Annotated in this window: 21 protein-coding genes and 2 riboswitches; of the genes, 1 reads left to right on the forward strand and 20 read right to left on the reverse strand. The window is 35.6% G+C overall.

Annotated features, from left to right (window positions below; all coding sequences use genetic code 11):
• Positions 1–31 precede the first annotated feature (31 nt).
• From ACM6HU_RS28235 to ACM6HU_RS28285, 11 genes are all read right to left on the reverse strand, one after another.
• Positions 32–2194, reverse strand: coding sequence for a peptidoglycan D,D-transpeptidase FtsI family protein (locus ACM6HU_RS28235; RefSeq protein ID WP_016115315.1), 2163 nt, complete (start codon positions 2192–2194; stop codon positions 32–34).
• Between the two features lie 213 nt (positions 2195–2407).
• On the reverse strand, positions 2408–3124 hold the full coding sequence (locus tag ACM6HU_RS28240) for an NAD-dependent protein deacylase (protein ID WP_016115316.1): 717 nt from the start codon (positions 3122–3124) through the stop codon (positions 2408–2410).
• Between the two features lie 69 nt (positions 3125–3193).
• Positions 3194–3841: a pyroglutamyl-peptidase I gene (gene pcp, locus ACM6HU_RS28245; RefSeq protein ID WP_033671313.1), complete on the reverse strand. Its 648-nt coding sequence runs from the start codon at positions 3839–3841 to the stop codon at positions 3194–3196.
• 15 nt (positions 3842–3856) lie between these two features.
• Positions 3857–4819, reverse strand: a complete 963-nt coding sequence (locus tag ACM6HU_RS28250; RefSeq protein WP_016115318.1) for a DUF979 domain-containing protein — start codon at positions 4817–4819, stop codon at positions 3857–3859.
• Position 4820: 1 nt separating this feature from the next.
• The gene (locus ACM6HU_RS28255; protein WP_003198508.1) at positions 4821–5516 is read right to left on the reverse strand and encodes a DUF969 domain-containing protein; all 696 of its coding nucleotides are present in this window, start codon (positions 5514–5516) and stop codon (positions 4821–4823) included.
• A gap of 20 nt (positions 5517–5536) precedes the next feature.
• Positions 5537–6295, reverse strand: coding sequence for a 5-oxoprolinase subunit PxpA (gene pxpA / locus ACM6HU_RS28260; RefSeq protein ID WP_016115319.1), 759 nt, complete (start codon positions 6293–6295; stop codon positions 5537–5539).
• Between the two features lie 20 nt (positions 6296–6315).
• On the reverse strand, positions 6316–7305 hold the full coding sequence (locus tag ACM6HU_RS28265) for a biotin-dependent carboxyltransferase family protein (protein WP_098116934.1): 990 nt from the start codon (positions 7303–7305) through the stop codon (positions 6316–6318).
• Positions 7302–8009 (reverse strand): 5-oxoprolinase subunit PxpB, encoded by a 708-nt coding sequence (pxpB, locus tag ACM6HU_RS28270; RefSeq protein WP_033671314.1) that lies wholly within the window; start codon positions 8007–8009, stop codon positions 7302–7304. Before pxpB ends, ACM6HU_RS28265 begins: the two co-directional genes overlap by 4 nt.
• Positions 8009–8776, reverse strand: a complete 768-nt coding sequence (locus ACM6HU_RS28275) for an IclR family transcriptional regulator (RefSeq protein WP_077294012.1) — start codon at positions 8774–8776, stop codon at positions 8009–8011. Before ACM6HU_RS28275 ends, pxpB begins: the two co-directional genes overlap by 1 nt.
• A 170-nt stretch (positions 8777–8946) precedes the next feature.
• A complete protein-coding gene (gene lepB / locus ACM6HU_RS28280) occupies positions 8947–9501 on the reverse strand; it encodes a signal peptidase I (RefSeq protein WP_016115323.1) in 555 nt (184 codons plus the stop codon).
• 21 nt (positions 9502–9522) lie between these two features.
• Entirely contained in the window at positions 9523–10206 is a 684-nt protein-coding gene (locus tag ACM6HU_RS28285; protein WP_016115324.1) for a copper homeostasis protein CutC, read from the reverse strand.
• Positions 10207–10603: 397 nt separating this feature from the next.
• Here ACM6HU_RS28285 and ACM6HU_RS28290 point away from each other — a divergent pair, with 397 nt between their 5' ends.
• Complete coding sequence (locus tag ACM6HU_RS28290) at positions 10604–11752, forward strand: SH3 domain-containing protein (protein WP_016115325.1); 1149 nt, start codon at positions 10604–10606, stop codon at positions 11750–11752.
• Positions 11753–12369: 617 nt separating this feature from the next.
• Here the strand turns inward: ACM6HU_RS28290 and ACM6HU_RS28295 are convergent.
• The 9 genes from ACM6HU_RS28295 to ACM6HU_RS28335 all read right to left on the reverse strand — a co-directional run bounded on the left by ACM6HU_RS28295 (position 12370) and on the right by ACM6HU_RS28335 (position 19851).
• On the reverse strand, positions 12370–12591 hold the full coding sequence (locus ACM6HU_RS28295) for a YdbC family protein (RefSeq protein WP_016115326.1): 222 nt from the start codon (positions 12589–12591) through the stop codon (positions 12370–12372).
• Between the two features lie 202 nt (positions 12592–12793).
• Positions 12794–13456, reverse strand: a complete 663-nt coding sequence (locus tag ACM6HU_RS28300) for a methionine ABC transporter permease (RefSeq protein ID WP_098116950.1) — start codon at positions 13454–13456, stop codon at positions 12794–12796.
• Positions 13446–14207, reverse strand: coding sequence for a methionine ABC transporter ATP-binding protein (locus tag ACM6HU_RS28305; protein WP_016115328.1), 762 nt, complete (start codon positions 14205–14207; stop codon positions 13446–13448). Before ACM6HU_RS28305 ends, ACM6HU_RS28300 begins: the two co-directional genes overlap by 11 nt.
• Before the next feature lie 6 nt (positions 14208–14213).
• The gene (locus ACM6HU_RS28310; RefSeq protein WP_098116951.1) at positions 14214–15374 is read right to left on the reverse strand and encodes an acyl-CoA dehydrogenase family protein; all 1161 of its coding nucleotides are present in this window, start codon (positions 15372–15374) and stop codon (positions 14214–14216) included.
• Between the two features lie 13 nt (positions 15375–15387).
• Positions 15388–16206 carry a MetQ/NlpA family ABC transporter substrate-binding protein gene (locus ACM6HU_RS28315; protein ID WP_098116952.1) on the reverse strand — a complete coding sequence of 273 codons (819 nt, stop codon included), beginning with the start codon at positions 16204–16206 and terminating at the stop codon, positions 15388–15390.
• A gap of 59 nt (positions 16207–16265) precedes the next feature.
• A riboswitch (SAM riboswitch) is annotated at positions 16266–16355 on the reverse strand.
• 171 nt (positions 16356–16526) lie between these two features.
• Positions 16527–17156: a YdcF family protein gene (locus ACM6HU_RS28320; protein WP_016115331.1), complete on the reverse strand. Its 630-nt coding sequence runs from the start codon at positions 17154–17156 to the stop codon at positions 16527–16529.
• A 328-nt stretch (positions 17157–17484) separates the two neighbouring features.
• A complete protein-coding gene (locus ACM6HU_RS28325; RefSeq protein WP_016115332.1) occupies positions 17485–17982 on the reverse strand; it encodes a GNAT family N-acetyltransferase in 498 nt (165 codons plus the stop codon).
• 9 nt (positions 17983–17991) lie between these two features.
• Positions 17992–18570, reverse strand: a complete 579-nt coding sequence (locus tag ACM6HU_RS28330) for a GNAT family N-acetyltransferase (protein WP_016115333.1) — start codon at positions 18568–18570, stop codon at positions 17992–17994.
• A 78-nt stretch (positions 18571–18648) separates the two neighbouring features.
• Positions 18649–19851 (reverse strand): M20 family metallopeptidase, encoded by a 1203-nt coding sequence (locus tag ACM6HU_RS28335; RefSeq protein WP_016115334.1) that lies wholly within the window; start codon positions 19849–19851, stop codon positions 18649–18651.
• Positions 19852–19944: 93 nt separating this feature from the next.
• Positions 19945–20049, reverse strand: a riboswitch (SAM riboswitch).
• Positions 20050–20077: the final 28 nt, after the last annotated feature.

Here is a 20077-nt window from a genome sequence, read left to right on the forward strand (position 1 = left end):
TCCTGTTATTCTATGTAAATGTAAAAATCTTTTATTGCTGTTTATTCGGCTGTTCCATAGGTACTGGATTTCCACCGACTCTTTTCACTTTCAAATCAAAATATGCGTCTAAAATTTCTCTTCCAATTTTAGAATTAATCCCTGATTTATCATCGTTTACCCATGGTACAACAACAGAAAATGCAACTTCTGGATCAGAGTCATAAGGTGCGTAACCAGCTAAGGTTAAATTATAACACTTTTTTCTATCTCCATTTTCATCCTTACCTATATTACTATCACCACCATACACTGTTTCTGCTGTTCCTGTTTTTCCAGCAGGTTTATACGGTAGATTTTGAAAGTGTGCTACACCGGTTCCATCGCCTTCTTGAAACACTTTCTTAAATCCTTCTTTCACTTGATTAATATAGGATATGTCCATATCTACACGATTTAAGATGACCGGTTCCATTGATTGAACTACCTTGCCTATATCCTCAGCTTTATTCGGTTGCTCTCTAATTTCTTGTACAATTTGTGGTTTCATACGATAACCACCATTCGCAATCGTCGAAATATATTGCGCAAGCTGAAGCGGTGTATATGTATCATATTGACCGATTGAATAATCAAGTAAGAATCCTGGTGTATTATCTTTTCTTCCCCGTTGTCCCGCAGTCTCATTGGGTAAATCAATCCCCGTTGGAACGCCTAAACCAAATTGCCCAAAATGATAACGCATTTTATTAAAAACTTCTTGTTTAATATTTAACGGACTATTCGGTACGTAATCAATCCCCGCAATCTTTAAAGCTGTGTTAAACATATATACGTTAGAAGATACTTGTAAAGCTCTGACATCATCAATATCACCAAAATCTTTCCATGATTTCTTTGCTTTTGTTGTCCCTTTAAATGTCATCGGTGCATCGTAAAAATGAGTAAATGGCTTAATCGCACCCGTTTGATAACCTGTTAGTAGCGTAGCTCCCTTGACTGTTGAACCTAATTCATATGAACTTGTCATTGTACCAAGGGCATAATCCTCTACTTGAATATTTCCATCTTTATTTACTAGTTTTTTTCCTGAAATTGATAAAAGTTGTCCATTTTTAGGATTCATCATTACCACAAAGGCACGATCCAACATTGGTTCTACAGCTTTGAACGCCATTAAGTTTTTTTCAATGCTTTCCTCAACTTTCTTTTGCAATTCCATATCAATTGTTAGCATTAAATTATTGCCACTTCTCCCTTTCGTAATTTGTTCAGTACGAAGTATTTTCCCTTCTTTATCTGTAATATTTTTCGATTGTGCTTTCATACCGTGTAGGGCATCTTCGTATTGCTTTTCAATATAACTCTTTCCAATCCGATCATTGCGGTTATAATCACGAACTAAATAATAATCTAATTGCTCTTTCGGTAGTCCTTCATCAGCACTTGAAACGTTTCCAAGTACTGAACGAAGTATTTTATCATATGGATACTCACGTTCCCAATCTACGGTCGTATCCACACCTGGAAGATTTGCTAAATTTTCACTAATTACTGCATATTCTTCTGGTTTTACATCTTTTTTTATTATTTTAGGAGTCATATTATATCCTGCATTCATTTTACTTTTAATAGCTAATACTTCTATATCTTGTGGGGTAAGTTCATTTAACTCTTCCGCTGTAATTCGCTCACGTCTAATTTCTTCCACCTTTTTATCTAATTCTTTTCTCTCCATTTTTTTTGCTCTTAATTTATTTTCATCCTCCTTTGTAACCTTTTCTGCTGCACGTTTCTTATGTAATTGCATCCAAAAATCTTTCTTATCTACCTCTGTTAACTTATTTATAGCCTCCTGCGGCATTTCAATCATCTTCGCAAGTTGTCTTGCCGTATTTAAAATCTCTTCTGAATTAACACCTTTCACTTTTGTATATGTAATTGTCCGTAATGGTTTATTATCAACAATCGAGTGGCCTTCTCGATCAAAAATTTTCCCACGTGGAACGGGAGTACTAACCGTTAAATCTCCCTTTTTTTCCACCTCATTTTTATAAGTCTCACCATCAATAATTTGAACCTTACCTAATTGAACAATAACAGTTGAAAACATAAGAAATACAAAGAAAAACAACACATTTAATCGGAAAGGAATATGGGTTTTCTTTTTCCGTTTCTTTTTCTGTTCTTCCTTTTTCTGTTCTTTCTTTTTCATTATGCTCTCCTCTTTCTATGGTCTAAAGTATCTTTATCTCATAAATAACAAAAATTAAACCATACTTTCTCATCTGGATATAAAAATCTCCTCTATTAATAATATTAAAGCACATAGATAATATAATTTATAGTATTTTTAAAGAAAATTTAGAAAATTTAAGCTCCAAAAAAAACGAGATAAATACCTCTTATCTCGTTTTTCCTACATCATTTAAAATTGATCTACAAACTGTCCAATTTTTTGCTGAAAGATATAATCAAAATAATACTCTTGACCCGTTAACTCTTCATTCACTAAAATTGTTGTTGCCTCTACTTCTCTTTTTGCAATTTGCGGGAACGATGCAACTGGCTGCACTTTTAACGAAGTTCCCATAACAAGTAATACATCCGTTTCATATAAACGCTGTATTGCATTTTGATATTGTGGTAATGTATCACCATATAAAACGACATCTGGATTTAAAATAAAATTACATGTTTCACATCGTGGTACCTCATGGCCTATCATATATTGCAAATCATATTTCGTTTTGCATTTTGGACAATGAGCCGTTTGGAGTGTACCATGCAAATCTATTACATGCTTACTCCCTCCTAATTGGTGCAGACCATCAATGTTTTGTGTTAACACCACAATATCTTTTCCTTGCTCTTCTATACTTGCTAAAAATTGATGCCCACGGTTTGGTTTGTATTGATGGAAAGTATTAATTTGAAATATTTCTTTGTAATGCTTCCAAAATTCTTTTGGATTACGGTTATAATACCCTCTAGATAAGTACATTTCAACTTTAGCATCTGCATATAAACCATTGGCTGAGCGAAAATCAGGAATGCCACTTTCTGTACTTGCACCAGCACCTGTTAATACCGTAATCTTATTTGCTTTTTCTATAACAGAACGAACTTCTTCATATTGCTGCATTGCTCTCACCTCTATGTATAATCCTTCCTTTATTATAACATTTGTCCATAGCAGGCATTATACTTTTGCTTAGTGTGTGGTCCCGCCACATTCTATAATATCCGTTTCTACCTCTAATGCGACCCGTACCAATAATTCAATTCCAGTTGTAATAGTTGAAAGCGACATACTCGGTTGTCCAGGATGTTTACTTGCTTGCTCTGGCAAAAATGGAATATGTATAAAACCACCACGAACCCCGTTTTCACTTTTTGCTAAAATGTCCATAAGTCCATAAAAGAGATGATTACAAACAAATGTACCTGCAGTTTGAGAAACAGAAGCTGGTATTCCTTCTTCCCGAAGTTTTTTTACAGTAGCTTTTATAGGAAGTGTAGACCAATACGCAACGGGCCCCCCTTCTACAATAGATACATCAACCGGTTGGTTTCCTTCATTGTCAGTGATTCTTGCATCATCTACATTTATTGCAACTCGTTCCACTGTAATATCTGGACGTCCTCCTGCTTGCCCGATACATATAACAAGCTCCGGTTCTATTTCTTCCATATAAGACTTTAACACTTGTAATGATTTATGAAACACAGTTGGAACTTGTTTACTAACAATCTTGTAATCTCCAAAGCTTTGTCCATCAAGCTGCTTTGCAACTTCCCAGGCAGGATTAATCTCCTCTCCACCAAAAGGTTCGAACCCTGTTAACAATACTGTCTTCATCATTCCCACTCCTTACTAAAATCGATATACGAGCCCATACATGATGAACATATTAATAACAAAAATGGTAATAGCAATTGGTGCTTGGGCTTTAATTACCGCATTTTTATCTTTTAATTCTAATAGCATTGCTGGTACAATATTAAAATTTGCAGCCATTGGTGTTATCAATGTACCGCAGTACCCTGCAAACATTCCAAGCGCGGCCATGATCGCTGGATTACCACCATGCATTTGAACGATAAGCGGTAAACCAATTCCTCCTGTAATAACAGCAAATGCGGCAAAGGCATTCCCCATTACAACTGTAAACAACATCATACCTAAACAATATGCCATAACAGCAACGAATGGATACTCTGTCGGCAATACTTGTCCTACTAAATCTGAGACAACTTGACCCACACCAGACTTTGCAAAAATACCGCCAAGCGCAGCTAACATTTGTGGTAAAATAACTGCCCAGCCGACAGCTTGTAATAATCTGCTTCCCTCTTGTACAGGGGCTGTTATTTTTGCTTTTGTGATTCCCATTGCTGCTACAAAAGCAAGCAATGCCCCAAGAGCTAATGCAATTAATGTGACTTTCTCAGGATCAACAAGAAATACATTTCCAAACTTTAGCTTTCCTAAAGTTAAAGTACCAATAATCGTAAAAATAGGAATTAAAATAGCGGGCATAAAAATTTTATTTCTCAGTTTTTCTGCATGTTTCACTCGTTCTTCAGTAGGTGCTTCTTTTTCATCGGACTTCGTTACTTTATTCAATGATGCTAAAATGACCATCGCTAATACAATACAACCGATATAAAATGATGGAATCATATTTCCAAATAAAAATGTAATAGAAAATAATGCCCAAAATAAACTAGAACCAAAGCGATTTGGATGTTGACGATCAAAAGCGACACGAATCGCGACAAAGGCAACAATAATACCTAATAAATAATAGATTGTATCAAGTGTAATAATATTCATCCTATATCGCCTCCTTTTGTTGGCTTTCTTCTTTTTTCATCGTTTTTTCAATATACTTATCGAATTGTTTAAAACGAATCCAACTTACAATAAAAGCTGAGATTGCCGTAGGAATTCCCCAAAGCGCCATATCCCACACACCAACATGCATTCCTACAGAATCAAAGAATCCTTTCATTAATAGAATCGCTCCTGTTGCGATAAAAATATCTTCACCAAAAAACCATGCCGTATTTTCAGCTGCCGCTGCATTCGCTTTAATCTTTTCTTTTAATTTTTCTGGTAGTTTTCCATAACGTCCATGAGCTGCACCTTCTGCCATCGGTGCAACAAGAGGCCTTACTGTTTGAGCATGTCCCCCAATATTTAGTCCTACCGCTGCCGAAGCCTCACGAATTGTAAAATATGACATTAATACTCTACCAGTCGTTGCTCCCTTAGATTTTGATATCAATGCTTCTGCACGTTCCTTCAGCCCATATCGTTCTAAAATTCCAATTACAGGCAAAGTTAATAATATTGGCATAGACATATATCGGTTTTCTATAAAAAACTTTCCAAACATACTTATGACATCATAAAAACTCATCCCCGCAACCATACCAGTAACAATTCCTGCAACCATTACAACCAATAACGTATTAAGGCGAAATAAAAATCCAACAGCTACAAGCAATATTCCAATTAGTTTCAACATCTATGTATCTCCTCCTTATTCTACTTTGGTGCACAAATAGAAACATTATTTAATCTAAATGTTCTGTATATTCTTTCTGCAAATTGAACTGCATGCTCACCATCACCGTGTATGCAAATTGTTTGTGCATCGATATTGATAATCTTTCCACCAACTGCTTTTACATTTCTTTCCTTAACCATCTGCAACACTTGTTCAATTGCTATATCTTCATTTTTTATGAGTGCATTTTCTTCTGTTCGGCTTGTTAATGTTCCATCTAATTGATACGTACGATCGGCAAATGCTTCCTGCACGAGTTTCAGTTCATATTTTTCAGCTGCTTGTATAAATTTACTATTCGCTAATCCATACAGAAATAAATCTGGATTTATATGATAAATTGCTTTTGCAATTGCATCCGCAATCTCTTGATCAGTGGCTGCCATATTATAAAGTGCACCGTGCGGTTTTACATGATGCATCCTTCCTCCTGCCGCTCTTATAAATCCATCTAATGCCCCTATTTGATATAAAACATAATCATAGACCTCTTCTGGCGAAATATACATCATTCTTCTACCAAATCCAATTAAGTCCGGAAACCCTGGATGTGCTCCTATTTCCACATTGTGGTACAATGCTTTTTCAACAGTTTGACGCATGACAGTTGGATCACCAGCATGAAAACCGCATGCAATATTTACTGATGAAACAAACGGAAGAATTTTATCATCGTTTCCTATCTTATATGCACCAAATCCTTCTCCTAAATCACAATTTAAGTCAACGGTAACCATACGCTATCTCTCCTCCTGCTTTACGCTTGTAAAGCGATGAACTTCTTTAATAGATTCATATTTTGTTCTTGCTCGATGTAAAGCTCCGTCGCTTCTGTTATAGAAGTCTTTGCAAACGTGACATAATCACCTGGTTTCAATTGCGCAAGAATAGGTAAATCAACTGATATGACATTACCAATTAGCGGATATCCACCTGTCGTTTGTCTATCTGCCATTAAGATGATTGGATGACCACCAGATGGCACTTGGATTGTTCCAAATGTAACTGCACTTGATAGAATCTCAGATTGTTCTATTCTTTTTAATTTTTCACCTTCAAATCGATAGCCCATACGGTCAGCATAATTGGAAACTTTATATTCCTTTGTAAAAAACGACTCTAAACTCTCGCTCTTAAATTGATCCCATTCAAAACCTGGAATAACACGAATGATTGGGCTGCGACTATATTTGGGTAGAACATGATTACATATACCCCAACATGTTTCTATTCTGCCTTCATCCATCAATTTCTTTATCATACAAGTAGCAAATTTTGATGGTGTACCAATTTGAAAAAGGTCGCCCTTTTTAAGCGCTCGTCCTTCTAGCCCACCTATAGCTGCTTTTACATATGTACTTTTGCTTCCCATACTACTTGCAACATCAATTCCACCTGCAAATGTCACATATGTCCTACACCCAAACTGCGTCTTCCCGAAGCAAAGCATGCTACCTTCTTTCGCTAAAACTGGTCGCCACAATGGAATGGGTTCTCCATTTAACAGAGGCTCCATATTCGCACCACCAATTGCTAGCAATGTCGTTTTCTTTATAAGAAGCTTTGGTCCCATCATTGTAATTTCTAATCCAGCTTCATTCTCTTCATTTCCAACTAACATATTTATCACTCTTAATGCTGCCTGATCCATAGCACCGCCAACAGGCACACCATATTGTTGATAGTGATACCTTCCTAAATCTTGAACAGTTGTAAACATCCCAGCATGTAAAACCTCAACATTCATTTCCTAGCTCCCTCCATAACCAGGTACTCTTCCTCTGTTATTGGGATAAAACGTAAATACATTCCACTCTGCACATATGTAGGCTTTTCTTCATTTGGCTGAAACAACGCAATCGGTGTTCGGCCAATAATATTCCAGCCGCCTGGTGTTTCTAATGGATATATTCCAGTTTGACTTCCACCAATTCCAACTGAACCAGGTGTTATTTGTAAACGTGGTGTTTGCTTTCTAGGTGTTTCTAGCTCTTTGGGCATACCACCCAAATATGGAAAGCCTGGTGTAAATCCTAACATATAAACAAAATAAGTCACTTCACTATGAAGACGAATCACCTCACTTGCACATAACCCATGATACGCCGCAACTTCTTCTAAATCAGGTCCATATTTCCCGCCATAACAAACTGGAATTGAAATACAATCATATTGTTTTTGTGTTTTATTTTGATTATGACTAAACAATCGCTTCATGTATTCACATACAAACTCATACGGTACTACCTTTCTTTCATTTTTCCTCCATAACTTATATACATCATAGTAAACCGTTAAAGAAGTAAAAGAAGGTACACACTCAACCATTCCAAGAAATGGATTCCCCTTTAATAGTCGGTGTAAATTTTGCACTTTTTCATATATATCCAAATCAATTTTTTCTCCAAACGTAACAACAACTGCTTGATCACCTAGTGCTGAAAATTTCATCATATACCTTCCTTTTCACCTATCCAGCCAAGTTCTTTCGAAATTTGATACGCTGTTTCTTTTACTTTTGTAATAAAGTTTGGAATTGTCGATTCATTATACTCTATTTCTAATCCCGAAATACTAATACCAGCTATTACACTACCATCACTTGCAAAAATAGGGGCTGCAATTGCAGCTGTATGATTCTCAAGTTCCGAATAACTTATCGTATATCCTTCTCTTTTAGCCTTACATAATAGGCTTTGCAACTCTTCTTTATCCACTATCGTTCCATCTGCAAATCGTTGTAATTGCACTTTCTCTATATACTGCATTTGATCGTCTTCCGAAAAATACGAAAGTAAAATACGCGGACATGCTCCGGCATATAAAGGAGCTCGCCGTCCTATCTCTGTGTATACTCTTACTGGTTGATCTCCATCCATTTTTTCAATATAAATTGCCTCATTCGCATCTTGAACAATTAAATTGACAGCTTGACCAAGAGAGTCTCTAAGCTTTTTCATATATGGCTTTGCAATATTTCGTACTGACAATCGCTTCGAAACGAGTTGACCGAACCTTAAAAATACTAATCCAAGCCTATATGTTCCCCTTGTTGTCTTTTGTAAAAAGCCCATTTCTTCAAGCGAACCAATTAAACGGTATACAGATGTTTTAGGCATTCCCGTCTGATGAACCATTTCCGTTAACGTTAGCTCTTCATGTCCATAAAATAGTTCTAAAATATCCATCGTCTTTACTGCCGTTTTATTTACACTCATCTTAGCTCCCCTAAGTTCCGTAATTCGGAACAATAATTCCGTTTTTTGAAACAAATATATAATTTAAAATTATAAAATATTCTTACTATTTAAACAATATTTTTCTCAAATAAAAAAGCATTGAAAGTAAAATTCAATGCTTTTTTAACGCGTATACGTAAACTCTCTCTTTAATGCAACGCTCTTACTTGTTGCAGTGGCCAAAATACCGCTTCACCTTTTCCAACAATTTGATCTTCTGAAATAAACCCAAACATGCGACTATCTTTTGAAACTTGACGATTATCTCCTAACACAAACACTTGACCTTCTGGAACTTTTGTTTTCCCAGTTTTTTGTTCTAATGTAAAATCAGGAGTTAATTTCCCTTTCGATACCTCGGCCTTATAATCTGCTAAATATGGTTCATCAACCGCTTTTCCATTCACGTACAATACGTCGTTTTTATATTCAATCGTATCTCCTGGTAAGCCAATTACTCGCTTCACTAAATCATATCCTTCTTTTCCATGAAAAACGATAATATCAAAACGATTTAATCCTTGTACATTAAAACCAATTTTATTTACAAGTACACGCTCGTTATTTTCTAAAGTAGGCATCATAGACTCACCTTGTACGAGTGAAGGAGTAAATAAAATACCACGTACAATTAAAGCGATTCCTAGTGTAATCCCTATTGTTTTAACCCATGAAACGATTTCTTTTTTCTTGCTTTTCTCCATCTTTTTCCCTCTTCTCTAGTATTATAATGATTTTGTTAATACCACTAAATCTTGTACAGATTTTTGATCTACTTCAGCAAAACAAGATTTACCTTCTCGGACTGCAGTACCAACATGTGCTTCTGAAATTCCTGTTTCGTTCAATAGTCGCTTTATATTTTCTTTTGTCACACCACTTCCAACAATGAGCTGAATATCCCCTTTACTTACTCTTTGCATTTCATGAAGCACAGGTATATTTTCTTCTATCGTCCCTTGACCACCAGAAGTTAAAATATGAGTTATCTTTTCAAAATTACGTAATGTTTTAACTGCACCAATAAGATCATCCACTTCATCTATCGCACGATGAAATGTGATGTTAATCCCATCTACAACAGATAATAAATTAGCTAATTTTTTTTCATCAATTTGATTCTGCTCATTTAATACACCTAAAACAACACCTGCTGCACCAAGTTCTTGTGCAATTAAAATATCTTCTTTCATCATTTCGATTTCTTCTGTTGTATATATAAATGACTTAGCATGGGGACGAATCATAACATGGATAGGTATGTTTGCTGCTTTCACCGCTGTTTTTATAAAAGCATAACTTGGCGTTAATCCACCTTCTGTATATGCTGAAATTAGCTCAATTCGATTTCCACCAGCTTTTTCAATTTGCTTCACATCTTCTAAACAAGTTGCAATGACTTCTAGCATGAAACTACCCCTTTTCGTACTTTTTCCACATTATTATACCGCAGCATAAATAAGAAACCTAGGTTTCTCATATAAAACATAAAAAAAGGAATTGAAAAGAAAGATTTCGAAACTCCTTAACAGATTTATTACTTTCTCAAAATTGTTACGTTTATCACATGAAGTCTGCGAATTCTATAAAACAGCTGATCTTCTTAAAAAATATCGGATAACTTTCACGCCTCATTTAAACTATCAACCCTTCCATAGATTTCTCTAAATATTATCGTACGAATAAATCTTATGTTGAGAAAAACAAAAATCTCTTTCATTTATTTCCATAATCTTTATATTTCTGTTATTCTTTTAATACAATTCAAAATTTTACCACAAATTATACAAGGGGGCTCATTATACGATGAATATGAAAGTTACAACATTGACAGCAGCAACTGTCGCAATCACTTCTCTTCTCCCATCAATTACTGAAGCGGATATGAAAACAGCTGCTGTACAACCAAAAAACAATGTAAAAATCGGATATGTAAAACTTGATAAAGTCCAACTATATCAAGAAAATACAACAAATGGTGATTCCCTTGGCAGTATTTCATACAATACACCTGTTACCATTCTCGAAACTACACGTGACTGGTATAAAGTAAACGCTCAAAACAAAATTGGTTACATACAAAAATCTAATTTATCTTTGGCGAAATTAAATCAACAGCGTAACCAACATATCGTAAATGCAAGCGCCTTAAACCTTCGTTCAGAACCAAGTATACAATCATCAATCCTTGACGTATTACCAAATGGGACATTTATCTCCGTTCAAGAAACACTTAATGACTGGTATCTCATCTCTTACAACGGAAAAATAGGATATGTAAAAAAAGAATTTATATCACATAACTCACAACCATTCGTTAAAGGAATCACTATACAAAATAATTCTTATTATGTTGCAATCCCTAAACTAAGGGTAAGAAATGGTGCAGGAACAAATACTGCTGTTATTGGTTCCTTGCAAAATGGGACACAAATACAAGTAGTAGGCACAGTAGGTACATGGTATAAAATTCATTTTGGCTCTGGATATGGATATGTTGCAAAGCAATATGTATTACAAAATAAGCAGCAAGAAAAGTCTACATCCCCTTCTATACCTGCTGTTTTTAAATTTCCAACACAAGGACAAGTTAGCTCAAACTTCGAAGTCAGATGGGGGCAAATGCATTATGGTGTCGATTTTACGTCAACTGGAGATAAGCCTATTCGTGCTGCAGCTGCTGGAAAAGTTATCAAATCCTACTATTCTAGTAGCTACGGAAACGTCGTATTCGTCACTCATTACATAAAAGGAAAATTATATACAACTGTTTATGCACATATGAAAAACCGATCTGTACAAGCTGGAGATCGTGTTCAAACTGGACAGGTGTTGGGGCAGATGGGGAATACTGGACATTCAACTGGGCAACATCTTCATTTCGAATTACATAATGGGGAATGGAATTTCGAAAAAACAAATGCCGTTGATCCACTTCCTTACTTAGTACGGTAACATCTTATGCTACGTAATATTCCATTACTCATTGAATACCTAGCTTTTTTCGGCCTAATCTGTTGTTTTATTATTTATGATACAAATATAATTTTTTTAAGTATGCTCATCCTATTTGTATGCTGTGAAATATTGCGAGATATATATAAAATACGATTAAGAAAACACATTTCTCATCTATTTACATCACTCATTATTATCATTTGTCTAATCACTAATTTAAAGGTTGATGGTCTATTTATATCGAGTATGTTCCCTATATTTTTTATAAGCGTTCTCCTTATCGTATCCCAATATATCTATGTACCTGAACATCACAAAAAAGAAGATAAAGAGGAAAAGATTATATAGTCTTTTCTGACATATACGTCCATACAAAAATAATTCTAAAATGAAATGCTATATATACAAAAAGCCACTTTTGAAATAATGATTCAAAAGTGGTTTTCTCTGCACAAACCATTTCGTTTTTATCCCGCATTAACGGATAGTAACACTCCCGCCTCAAAATTCAGTGAAAGCAAAGAAGTTAGGTGGGAGATGAATTGTCCGTAAAAGCCCGATTGGTGAGAGCTAATAATCAGTGGGGATAGCCCCCCACTGATTAAAGTTTTACTTTATAACTCCATACGGTTTAAGATATCTTTTAATGCTTTTAAGTCTTCAATCGTCAATGTGACACCTTTTCCCATTTTGTCATGCTCTGGTGCCCAATCACGCAGATCATATTTTGGCTCTTTTCCGTTCCAACTGATTAAATTAAGCTCTTTATTCCAACCTTTAGGTGACTGCGATAAAGTTCCAAAAGTTTCCTTAATATCAAATTTAATTTCCGCCACTGTTATTCCCCCTTTAAAATATATATTCCCTATCTAGATCTCCTACATTCTCTCATATCTATATCGATAGGGCTAATTTTCCACACATCTACCTCTGATTCATTATGAACTACACTGATTGTTTGAACTTAGCAGAACACCCTCAGCAATTCATCTTTCACTATAAAAAAGCTCCGGTGTATACCGAAGCCTTTTTTCATACTTACCGTTTATCAATTTTTGCAGCAATCCTATTCCCAATGAATTGAACAGATTGAACGAGGATAACAAGCATAAGTACCGTAACAATCATAACGTCTGTTTGGAAACGATAATATCCAAAACGAATTGCTAAATCGCCGACACCGCCTCCTCCAACAACACCTGCCATGGCTGAGTAGGAAATAAAACTTACTGTTAAAACTGTTAAGCTTAATACAAGGCCTGAACGTGCTTCAGCGAGCAATACTTTCCACACAATTTGCAGTGGCGTCGCTCCCATTGCCTCAGCAGCTTCAATTACACCTTTTGGAACCTCACGTAATGCTTGCTCTACGAGTCTCGCAAAATAGGGAATGGCTGCTACTGATAAAGGAATCGTTGCAGCGATTGGACCAATTGTAGTTCCTAATAAGGTTCTTGTAAGTGGTACAAGAGCCACTAGTAAAATGATAAATGGAAATGAGCGAATAATATTTACAATGCCGTTTAAAATACGATGGACAATATTTTGTTCCAAAATTTGTCCTTTACTTGTAAAATATAAAATTACACCTAAAGGAACACCTAAAATAATTGCTGCTCCAACTGAAAGTCCAACCATTAATAATGTTTGTAAAAGTGATGTCCAAATCTCTGGAAGCAGTGGGATAACATTATTGAACATGTGCAATGCCCCTCTCTTGTTCTATACCTAATAGAAGTTTTGCAATTTCTGTTGTTGGTTTTAGATGTTGGTCACGTAAGTGGAAGGATTCAATAACTTCTCCTTCTTCCATCACCGCTACTTTATTACAAATTTGTTTAATTACATTCATTTCATGCGTTACAATTACGATTGTAACTCCTAACTCTTTATTTATCTTTTGTAAAAATTGCAAAATAGATCGTGTCGTTTTCGGATCGAGTGCCGATGTCGGTTCATCACAAAGCAATACCTTGGGATCATTTGCTAATGCACGAGCAATCGCAACACGCTGTTTTTGTCCACCACTTAGTTGAGAAGGAAAATGATGCGCTTTATCACTTAAGCCAACAATCTCCAAGCACTCTCTTACACGTTTTTCTCTCTCTTCTTTTGAAACTGATTTCAATTCTAATGGTAAAGCAATATTATCCGATACGTTTTTATTATGAAGAAGATGAAAATGCTGAAAAATCATACCAATTGATTGTCTTGCTGTTCGTAAATCTTTCTTGGATAACTTTGTTAAATCTTTTCCATTTACAATAACTGCACCTGAATCTGGTTTTTCCAATAAATTCATTGTACGTAATAATGTAGACTTTCCAGCACCACTTAATCCAGCAATTCCATATATATCATGTTCCTCAATTTGCAGAGAGACTGATTTTACACCGTGAAATAAACCTTCTTTCGTCTGAAACGTTTTATTGATATCGCGTAGCGTTATCATTTTCACTCACTCCTTTTCAATTGATTTAAAAGCATCATCTGCTAGTAATGAGAGTGTTACATCATCCATCGGTGGATTGTGTAAACCAGCGCGAACATTTACATAATAGCGGTGCAGTGGATTCTTTTCAGATAAGCTTTTTGCCCCTACAATTCTCATTGTCTTATCAACAATTGATATCGCCGCATTCGTCGCAATATATTTCGCTGCTGCTAATTCCGCTTGTAAAGATTGTTTATTTTCCACCTCATCATATTTTTTCGCAACTTGGTATAAAAAAGTACGAGCTTGCAAGAGTTCCAGCTCTAATTCGCCTACTAATCTTCTAACGTTTGGAAGCAAACTAATTGGGTGATTTAAACTATTCGGTTGATATGCTTTCGCAAAATCAATCGCATAATTTCTTGCAGCCTGCGCAATCCCTAAATAACATGCTGGTATATGAAGTAACCATCCAATTCCTTTCGGTTTCGCCTGTGAACCTTTTACATCTGTAAAAAATTTATGTGGGATTTCAACATTCTGTAATACAAGATCATGGCTAGCCGTTCCACGCATCGCAACACTATCCCATGTCTCTTCAATCAACACACCCTTTTCATGTCTTGGGATCACAAATTCTCCTATCTCATCTCGCCCTTCAATGCTTGCAGATATGATGAAATAATCAAGTACGGGCGCCATCGTTGTGAACGTTTTTCTTCCGTTTATAATCCACTTGTCGCCTTTTTGTACAGCTAATGTTTCTGGTTTCCCTCCCCGAGTAGGACTCCCTGTCTTCGGTTCAGTTGCCGCCCTGTTAAAAAGGGCGCCTTTTTTTACTTCTTCACAAAACCAAGAAAACATCTCAGGTTTCCACGAGCGATTTTCCGCAAGTTCCTTCACAATTCCAAGATGCCATCCAATAGACAAAGCTGTTGCTCCATCTCCCTCTGCAATCTTCTCTTGAAATAAAACAAAATCATATAATGAAATCGCCTTCCCACCAAAATCCTTCGGAAGAGTTAATTTTGTATAACCAATACTTTGTAAGTCTTTAATATTTTCAAAAGGAAAAGAGCCTAGTTCACTCAGTTGATGTTCCCTTCCTGCAAATTGCGGAATGAATTCTGTTATCTTCTCCAATACGAGAACTTGTTCTTCTGTTTCTATAAATGATAATGTCATGTCAAGATCTCCTTTACTTTAAGTAGTCAGGAAGCACAAACCCTTCAAATTGTTCTTCAGACTGAATCATCTTTTTGAACTCTGGTGAATGGTACGCTTCAATTAAATCTTTCGCAAATTGTTTTTCTTTATCTTCATCACGAACCGTAACAATAATTCTATGTTGTGATGGTGTTTTTTCTAATTCCAGTGCCTCTTTTAACTTATGTCCAGATGAAATGACAAGGTTTCCGTTAATAATGCCGTAATCTAAATCTTTCATTGCCCTTGGGATTTGTGGTGATTCAAGTGGTACTAATTTGAAATCTTTCTTTTTAAACGTTATATCTTTTTCAGAGATTGTTAAAATATTTACATTTTCTTTTAATTTCACCCAGCCAATCCCTTCTAAAATACGTAATGCCCGTTCTAAATTAACTGGATCATTTGGTACCCCAATCTTCATTCCATCTTTCAAATCATCTAATGATTTATGTTTTTCAGAGTATACACCTTGAGGTGCTGATGGAACTTGAATAATACTTGAAATTTTCGCATTATTTTCTTTTGCGTAAGATTTCATAAAAGCAGTACTTTGAAATATATTTGCATCAATATCCTTATTCGTTAATGCTGGATTTGTTTCGTTTGGTGAATTAAACTCAACAATTTTAATTTTGTACCCTTTTTTCTCTAAGTACGGTTGTACCCCTTTTTTCACTTGATCACTGTACGGACCAGGTGTAAAACCTAAACGAATTTCTTTTTGATCGCCCCCTGATGTCTGCGTGCAACCCGTAATGATAAATAAACTACATACAATACTTACAAGTGTAAAAAATAAACGTTTCATCCCTTCTCCTCCTACTAAAAAACAACCTTACATATTAAGAAGGTTGTCATCTTTTTTCCTTCTTATCTACTCGGAATTAGCACCTTTTTTATTACAGATAGGTTGCTGAAGCTTCATTGGGCCGTTCCCTCCACTTCTCTCGATAAGATTATATTTGATTATGCACTCTATTGTTTCACTATTCCGATGAAAATACAAGGTTTTTATTGAAAGTTTTTTCTATAATTTGTAAATTTATAGAAAATCCAAAGCATATTTGCATAAAGAAAAGGATAGACTCGTAGAACTACTCTACCTTTGTCTATCCTTTTCTTTATTTTTTAATCGCCTTTCAACATACGCAAAGGTAACGATGCAACATATCCAATATAAGAACATAATTCTTTAAAGAAAAATGGAATTTCCGTATCTAATGTTTTATATGCTGATGTTGGCGTTGGTGATGCATATGCATCTATCCCAATATGTTTCGCTATTCTCATCGCTCGCTTCATATGAAGAGGATCACTTACAATCGTATACGTATGTAAGCCATTATCAATTCCAACCTGTTTCGCATTCTTTAAATTATCTTCTGTAAAACGCGACTGTGTTTCAATTAATATATCTTCATCCTTTACGTTATGCTTTAATGCATACGCTTTCGCAGTACGTGCTTCTTCCTGCTCTGCTTCAAATTTAGTACCACCTGTAAAAATAATTTTTTTAATACTTCCATTCTTATACAAAGAAATCGCATGATTGATTCTTTCACGAAATACAGGAGATGGTTTTCCGTTCCAAGAAGCTGCTCCTAGTACAATAGCAGCATCTGTATCCACCTCATCCGTTTTAAAGCGATAACTCCAAATATCGTAAGCTGCATAACTTACAAATAGAATGATAGAACTAACCATAAGCAAGAACACTTGCAAGACTCTTCTTTTTTTACTTTTCTTATTTTGTTTCATTTGTACTGGCCTCCGTGCATTATCCATACTTCTAAAAAATAATCTATTTTAAATCATTATATTTGAGTTCATTTGAAAGAAGGCACTTTTCTCAACAATTGATTCGTGCTATAAAGGGTTTTCATTCAAATAGAGGATTTTTAATTTACTATTTTTTGTGGTTCATATTTTATGAATTTAATTTATGTACAAAATTTCTCATACAACTCCATTGTAACGAATTTTTTCACAGAAGGGAATGATGAAACAAAAGTATATAAAAGAAGTAATCATTTTGTAAGAAAAAGAGGTATATTTTTCCCTCTTAGGGACGTATACCTCTTCCACTTCACTTTACAATCCAATATTTCATATGTTGTTCTTCAAGCACACATGTAAAACCGGCTTTTTCTAACACTCTACTTGAAGCGGCATTACTCGTTAAACAATCCGCTTGAATTGTTTGTACTTCTTCAGTCTGCTGCAACCATTTTACAAACGCACGCGCCATTTCAGTCGCATAACCATTTCCTTGATAATTTGATACGATACTATATCCAATCTCCACTGTACCAGTTGAATCCGGTGCACCTTTACAGCCCATTTCACCAATAATGATATTGTCTTCCTTATGAATAATGAGTCCACTCCACTTACTTTGCTTTGGATTTTTCCGTAAACCTTCCGCAACCCATGGTAAAATATCTTTATAATCAGGCATTGGCCATTCTAAAGATATTTTATATGGTATGATTTCTTGCAGCTCTTCTCTGCCTTTTATCGTTGCCTCAACAAGTTCTAATGTAAAAGGAATCATCTTTAGTCTTTTTGTTTCAATATTTGTCATGTTTGCCTCCTATTTATACAGGTCCATTTTGTACAGTAATCGATCTTTCACGATTGGCCACTCGCTTGCAATGATGCTATATACTACCGCATCCCTTATATAACCGCTTGGTAACCTTCTCTCATTTCGTAATATCCCTTCTTTTACTGCGCCTAGCCGTTCAATTGCTCGTTGTGCTTTTTCATTTCGCAAGTCTGTTTTTATTTGCACGCGCAGCATTTGTAATTCTTCAAACGCATATTGCAATAACATGTACTTACATTCCGTATTCATACTTGTTCGTTGTACACTCGGATGATACCAAGTTTGGCCGAGTTCAACCGTTTTGTTATTATTTGAAATACTGTACAAACGTGTACTGCCTACAACTTCATTCGTTTTTTGATCTATAACAACAAATGGTAAATCCGTTCCCTTTTCATATCGTTTTACTGCCGTTTCAACATATCGCTCCATATCTTGATAGCTATCCATTTTAGCTATTAAATACGTCCATATTTCTTTATTCCCTTCCACAATTGAAAATAATTTTTCGGCATCATTTGTATCTATTAATCGTAACATTGCTCGTTCATTTGTTATTTGCATGAACAATTCCCCTTTTCTATGTATCTAGCTGTATTATAAATAAAATTTCAAACGAACACCTCCACAATATGAATCACATTATTGATTTCTCTGTGCTTCTTTAAACTCTTCCTTAATTTGATCAAGCGTTCCTTCTTCTGTAATTAATCGATATGCTGCATACGCTAATGCTTTTGCGGATGTAACTAATGCTTTATCGCCAAGTTCCGAACGAGCTGCTTCTCTAAATTCATTCGTATGTGCAACTAAATTATCCGGCCCAATTTTAATATAAGGATGAACCGTTGGTACGACTTGACTCACATTTCCTGCATCTGTTGAACCGATTCCAAGTCTCTCTTTACGATTTACATTTTCACCAAGGTTTTCTAATTCCTCCGCAACCACTTCATTAAATGTTTTTGTCACTAATAGTTCATCGATTTCATTTTGAAACTGATTAATTTTTACTGTTGTTCCTGTTGCTAGCGCTGCACCTTGCGCAATATTTCGTACTTTTTCAGTTACTTCAGCACATCTTTTACGTGTTGCTGCGCGAATAAAGAAACGTGCCGATGCGTAATCTGGAATAATATTTGGTGCCTTCCCTCCTTCTGTAATGACACCATGAATTTTCACATCTGATGGAAGTTGTTGGCGAAGTGCATTAATGCCATTATAAAGCTGAATAATTGCATCTAACGCATTAATTCCTTCTTCTGGGGAAGCAGCCGCATGTGCAGACTTTCCATAAAAATGAAAATCAAGTGGATCAACTGCTAGTGAAGGACTTGTCGTTGCTGTTTTTCCGCTAGGGTGAATCATAAGTGCTGCATCAATATTGTTAAACAAACCTGCTTTCACATAACTTGCTTTTGCGCTTCCATTCGGCCCACCTTCTTCTGCTGGTGTCCCAAATACAACGATTTCACCACCAATTTCTTCAATTGTTTCCGATAATGCAATCGCTGCCGCAACGCTTATTGTGCCAATTAAATTATGACCACACGCATGGCCTAATCCAGGCAAAGCATCATACTCCGCTAAAAAGGCAATTATGGGTCCTTGTTTCCCTGAACTTTTCCGTGCGATAAATCCTGTTTCATGCCCTGCTATATTGTGCTGAAGCTGAAATCCTGCACTCCCTAAAAGTAAACTTAATGTTCTAGATGCAAAGAATTCTTGATTTCCAATTTCAGGATTCGCATGTATATCATGACTTGTTTGTAAGTATTTTTCTTTATTTCTTTCTATACTTTCAGTAATGCTATTTCGGTGTGACGTTACTTGTGTTGTTCCCATTTCCCTATTCCTCCTTTAAATTTGCACATAAAAAAGCCTCTTTCCAAAAGATAGAAAGAGGCTTAAAAAATACAGATTCAAAAATGGCCTTCTTTCTTATCTTTCAAGTCTTTCACTTGCTGGAATTGGCACAGTATTCATATCGAATCCGCTGCCGAGGTTTCATAGGGCCAGTCCCTCCACCTCTCGTGATAAGAAAATCATTTTTATTTTCATAAAATTGCAT

Source organism: Bacillus sp. IT-79MI2, from assembly GCF_949768135.1.
In the GTDB taxonomy this organism is placed as follows: domain Bacteria; phylum Bacillota; class Bacilli; order Bacillales; family Bacillaceae_G; genus Bacillus_A; species Bacillus_A pseudomycoides.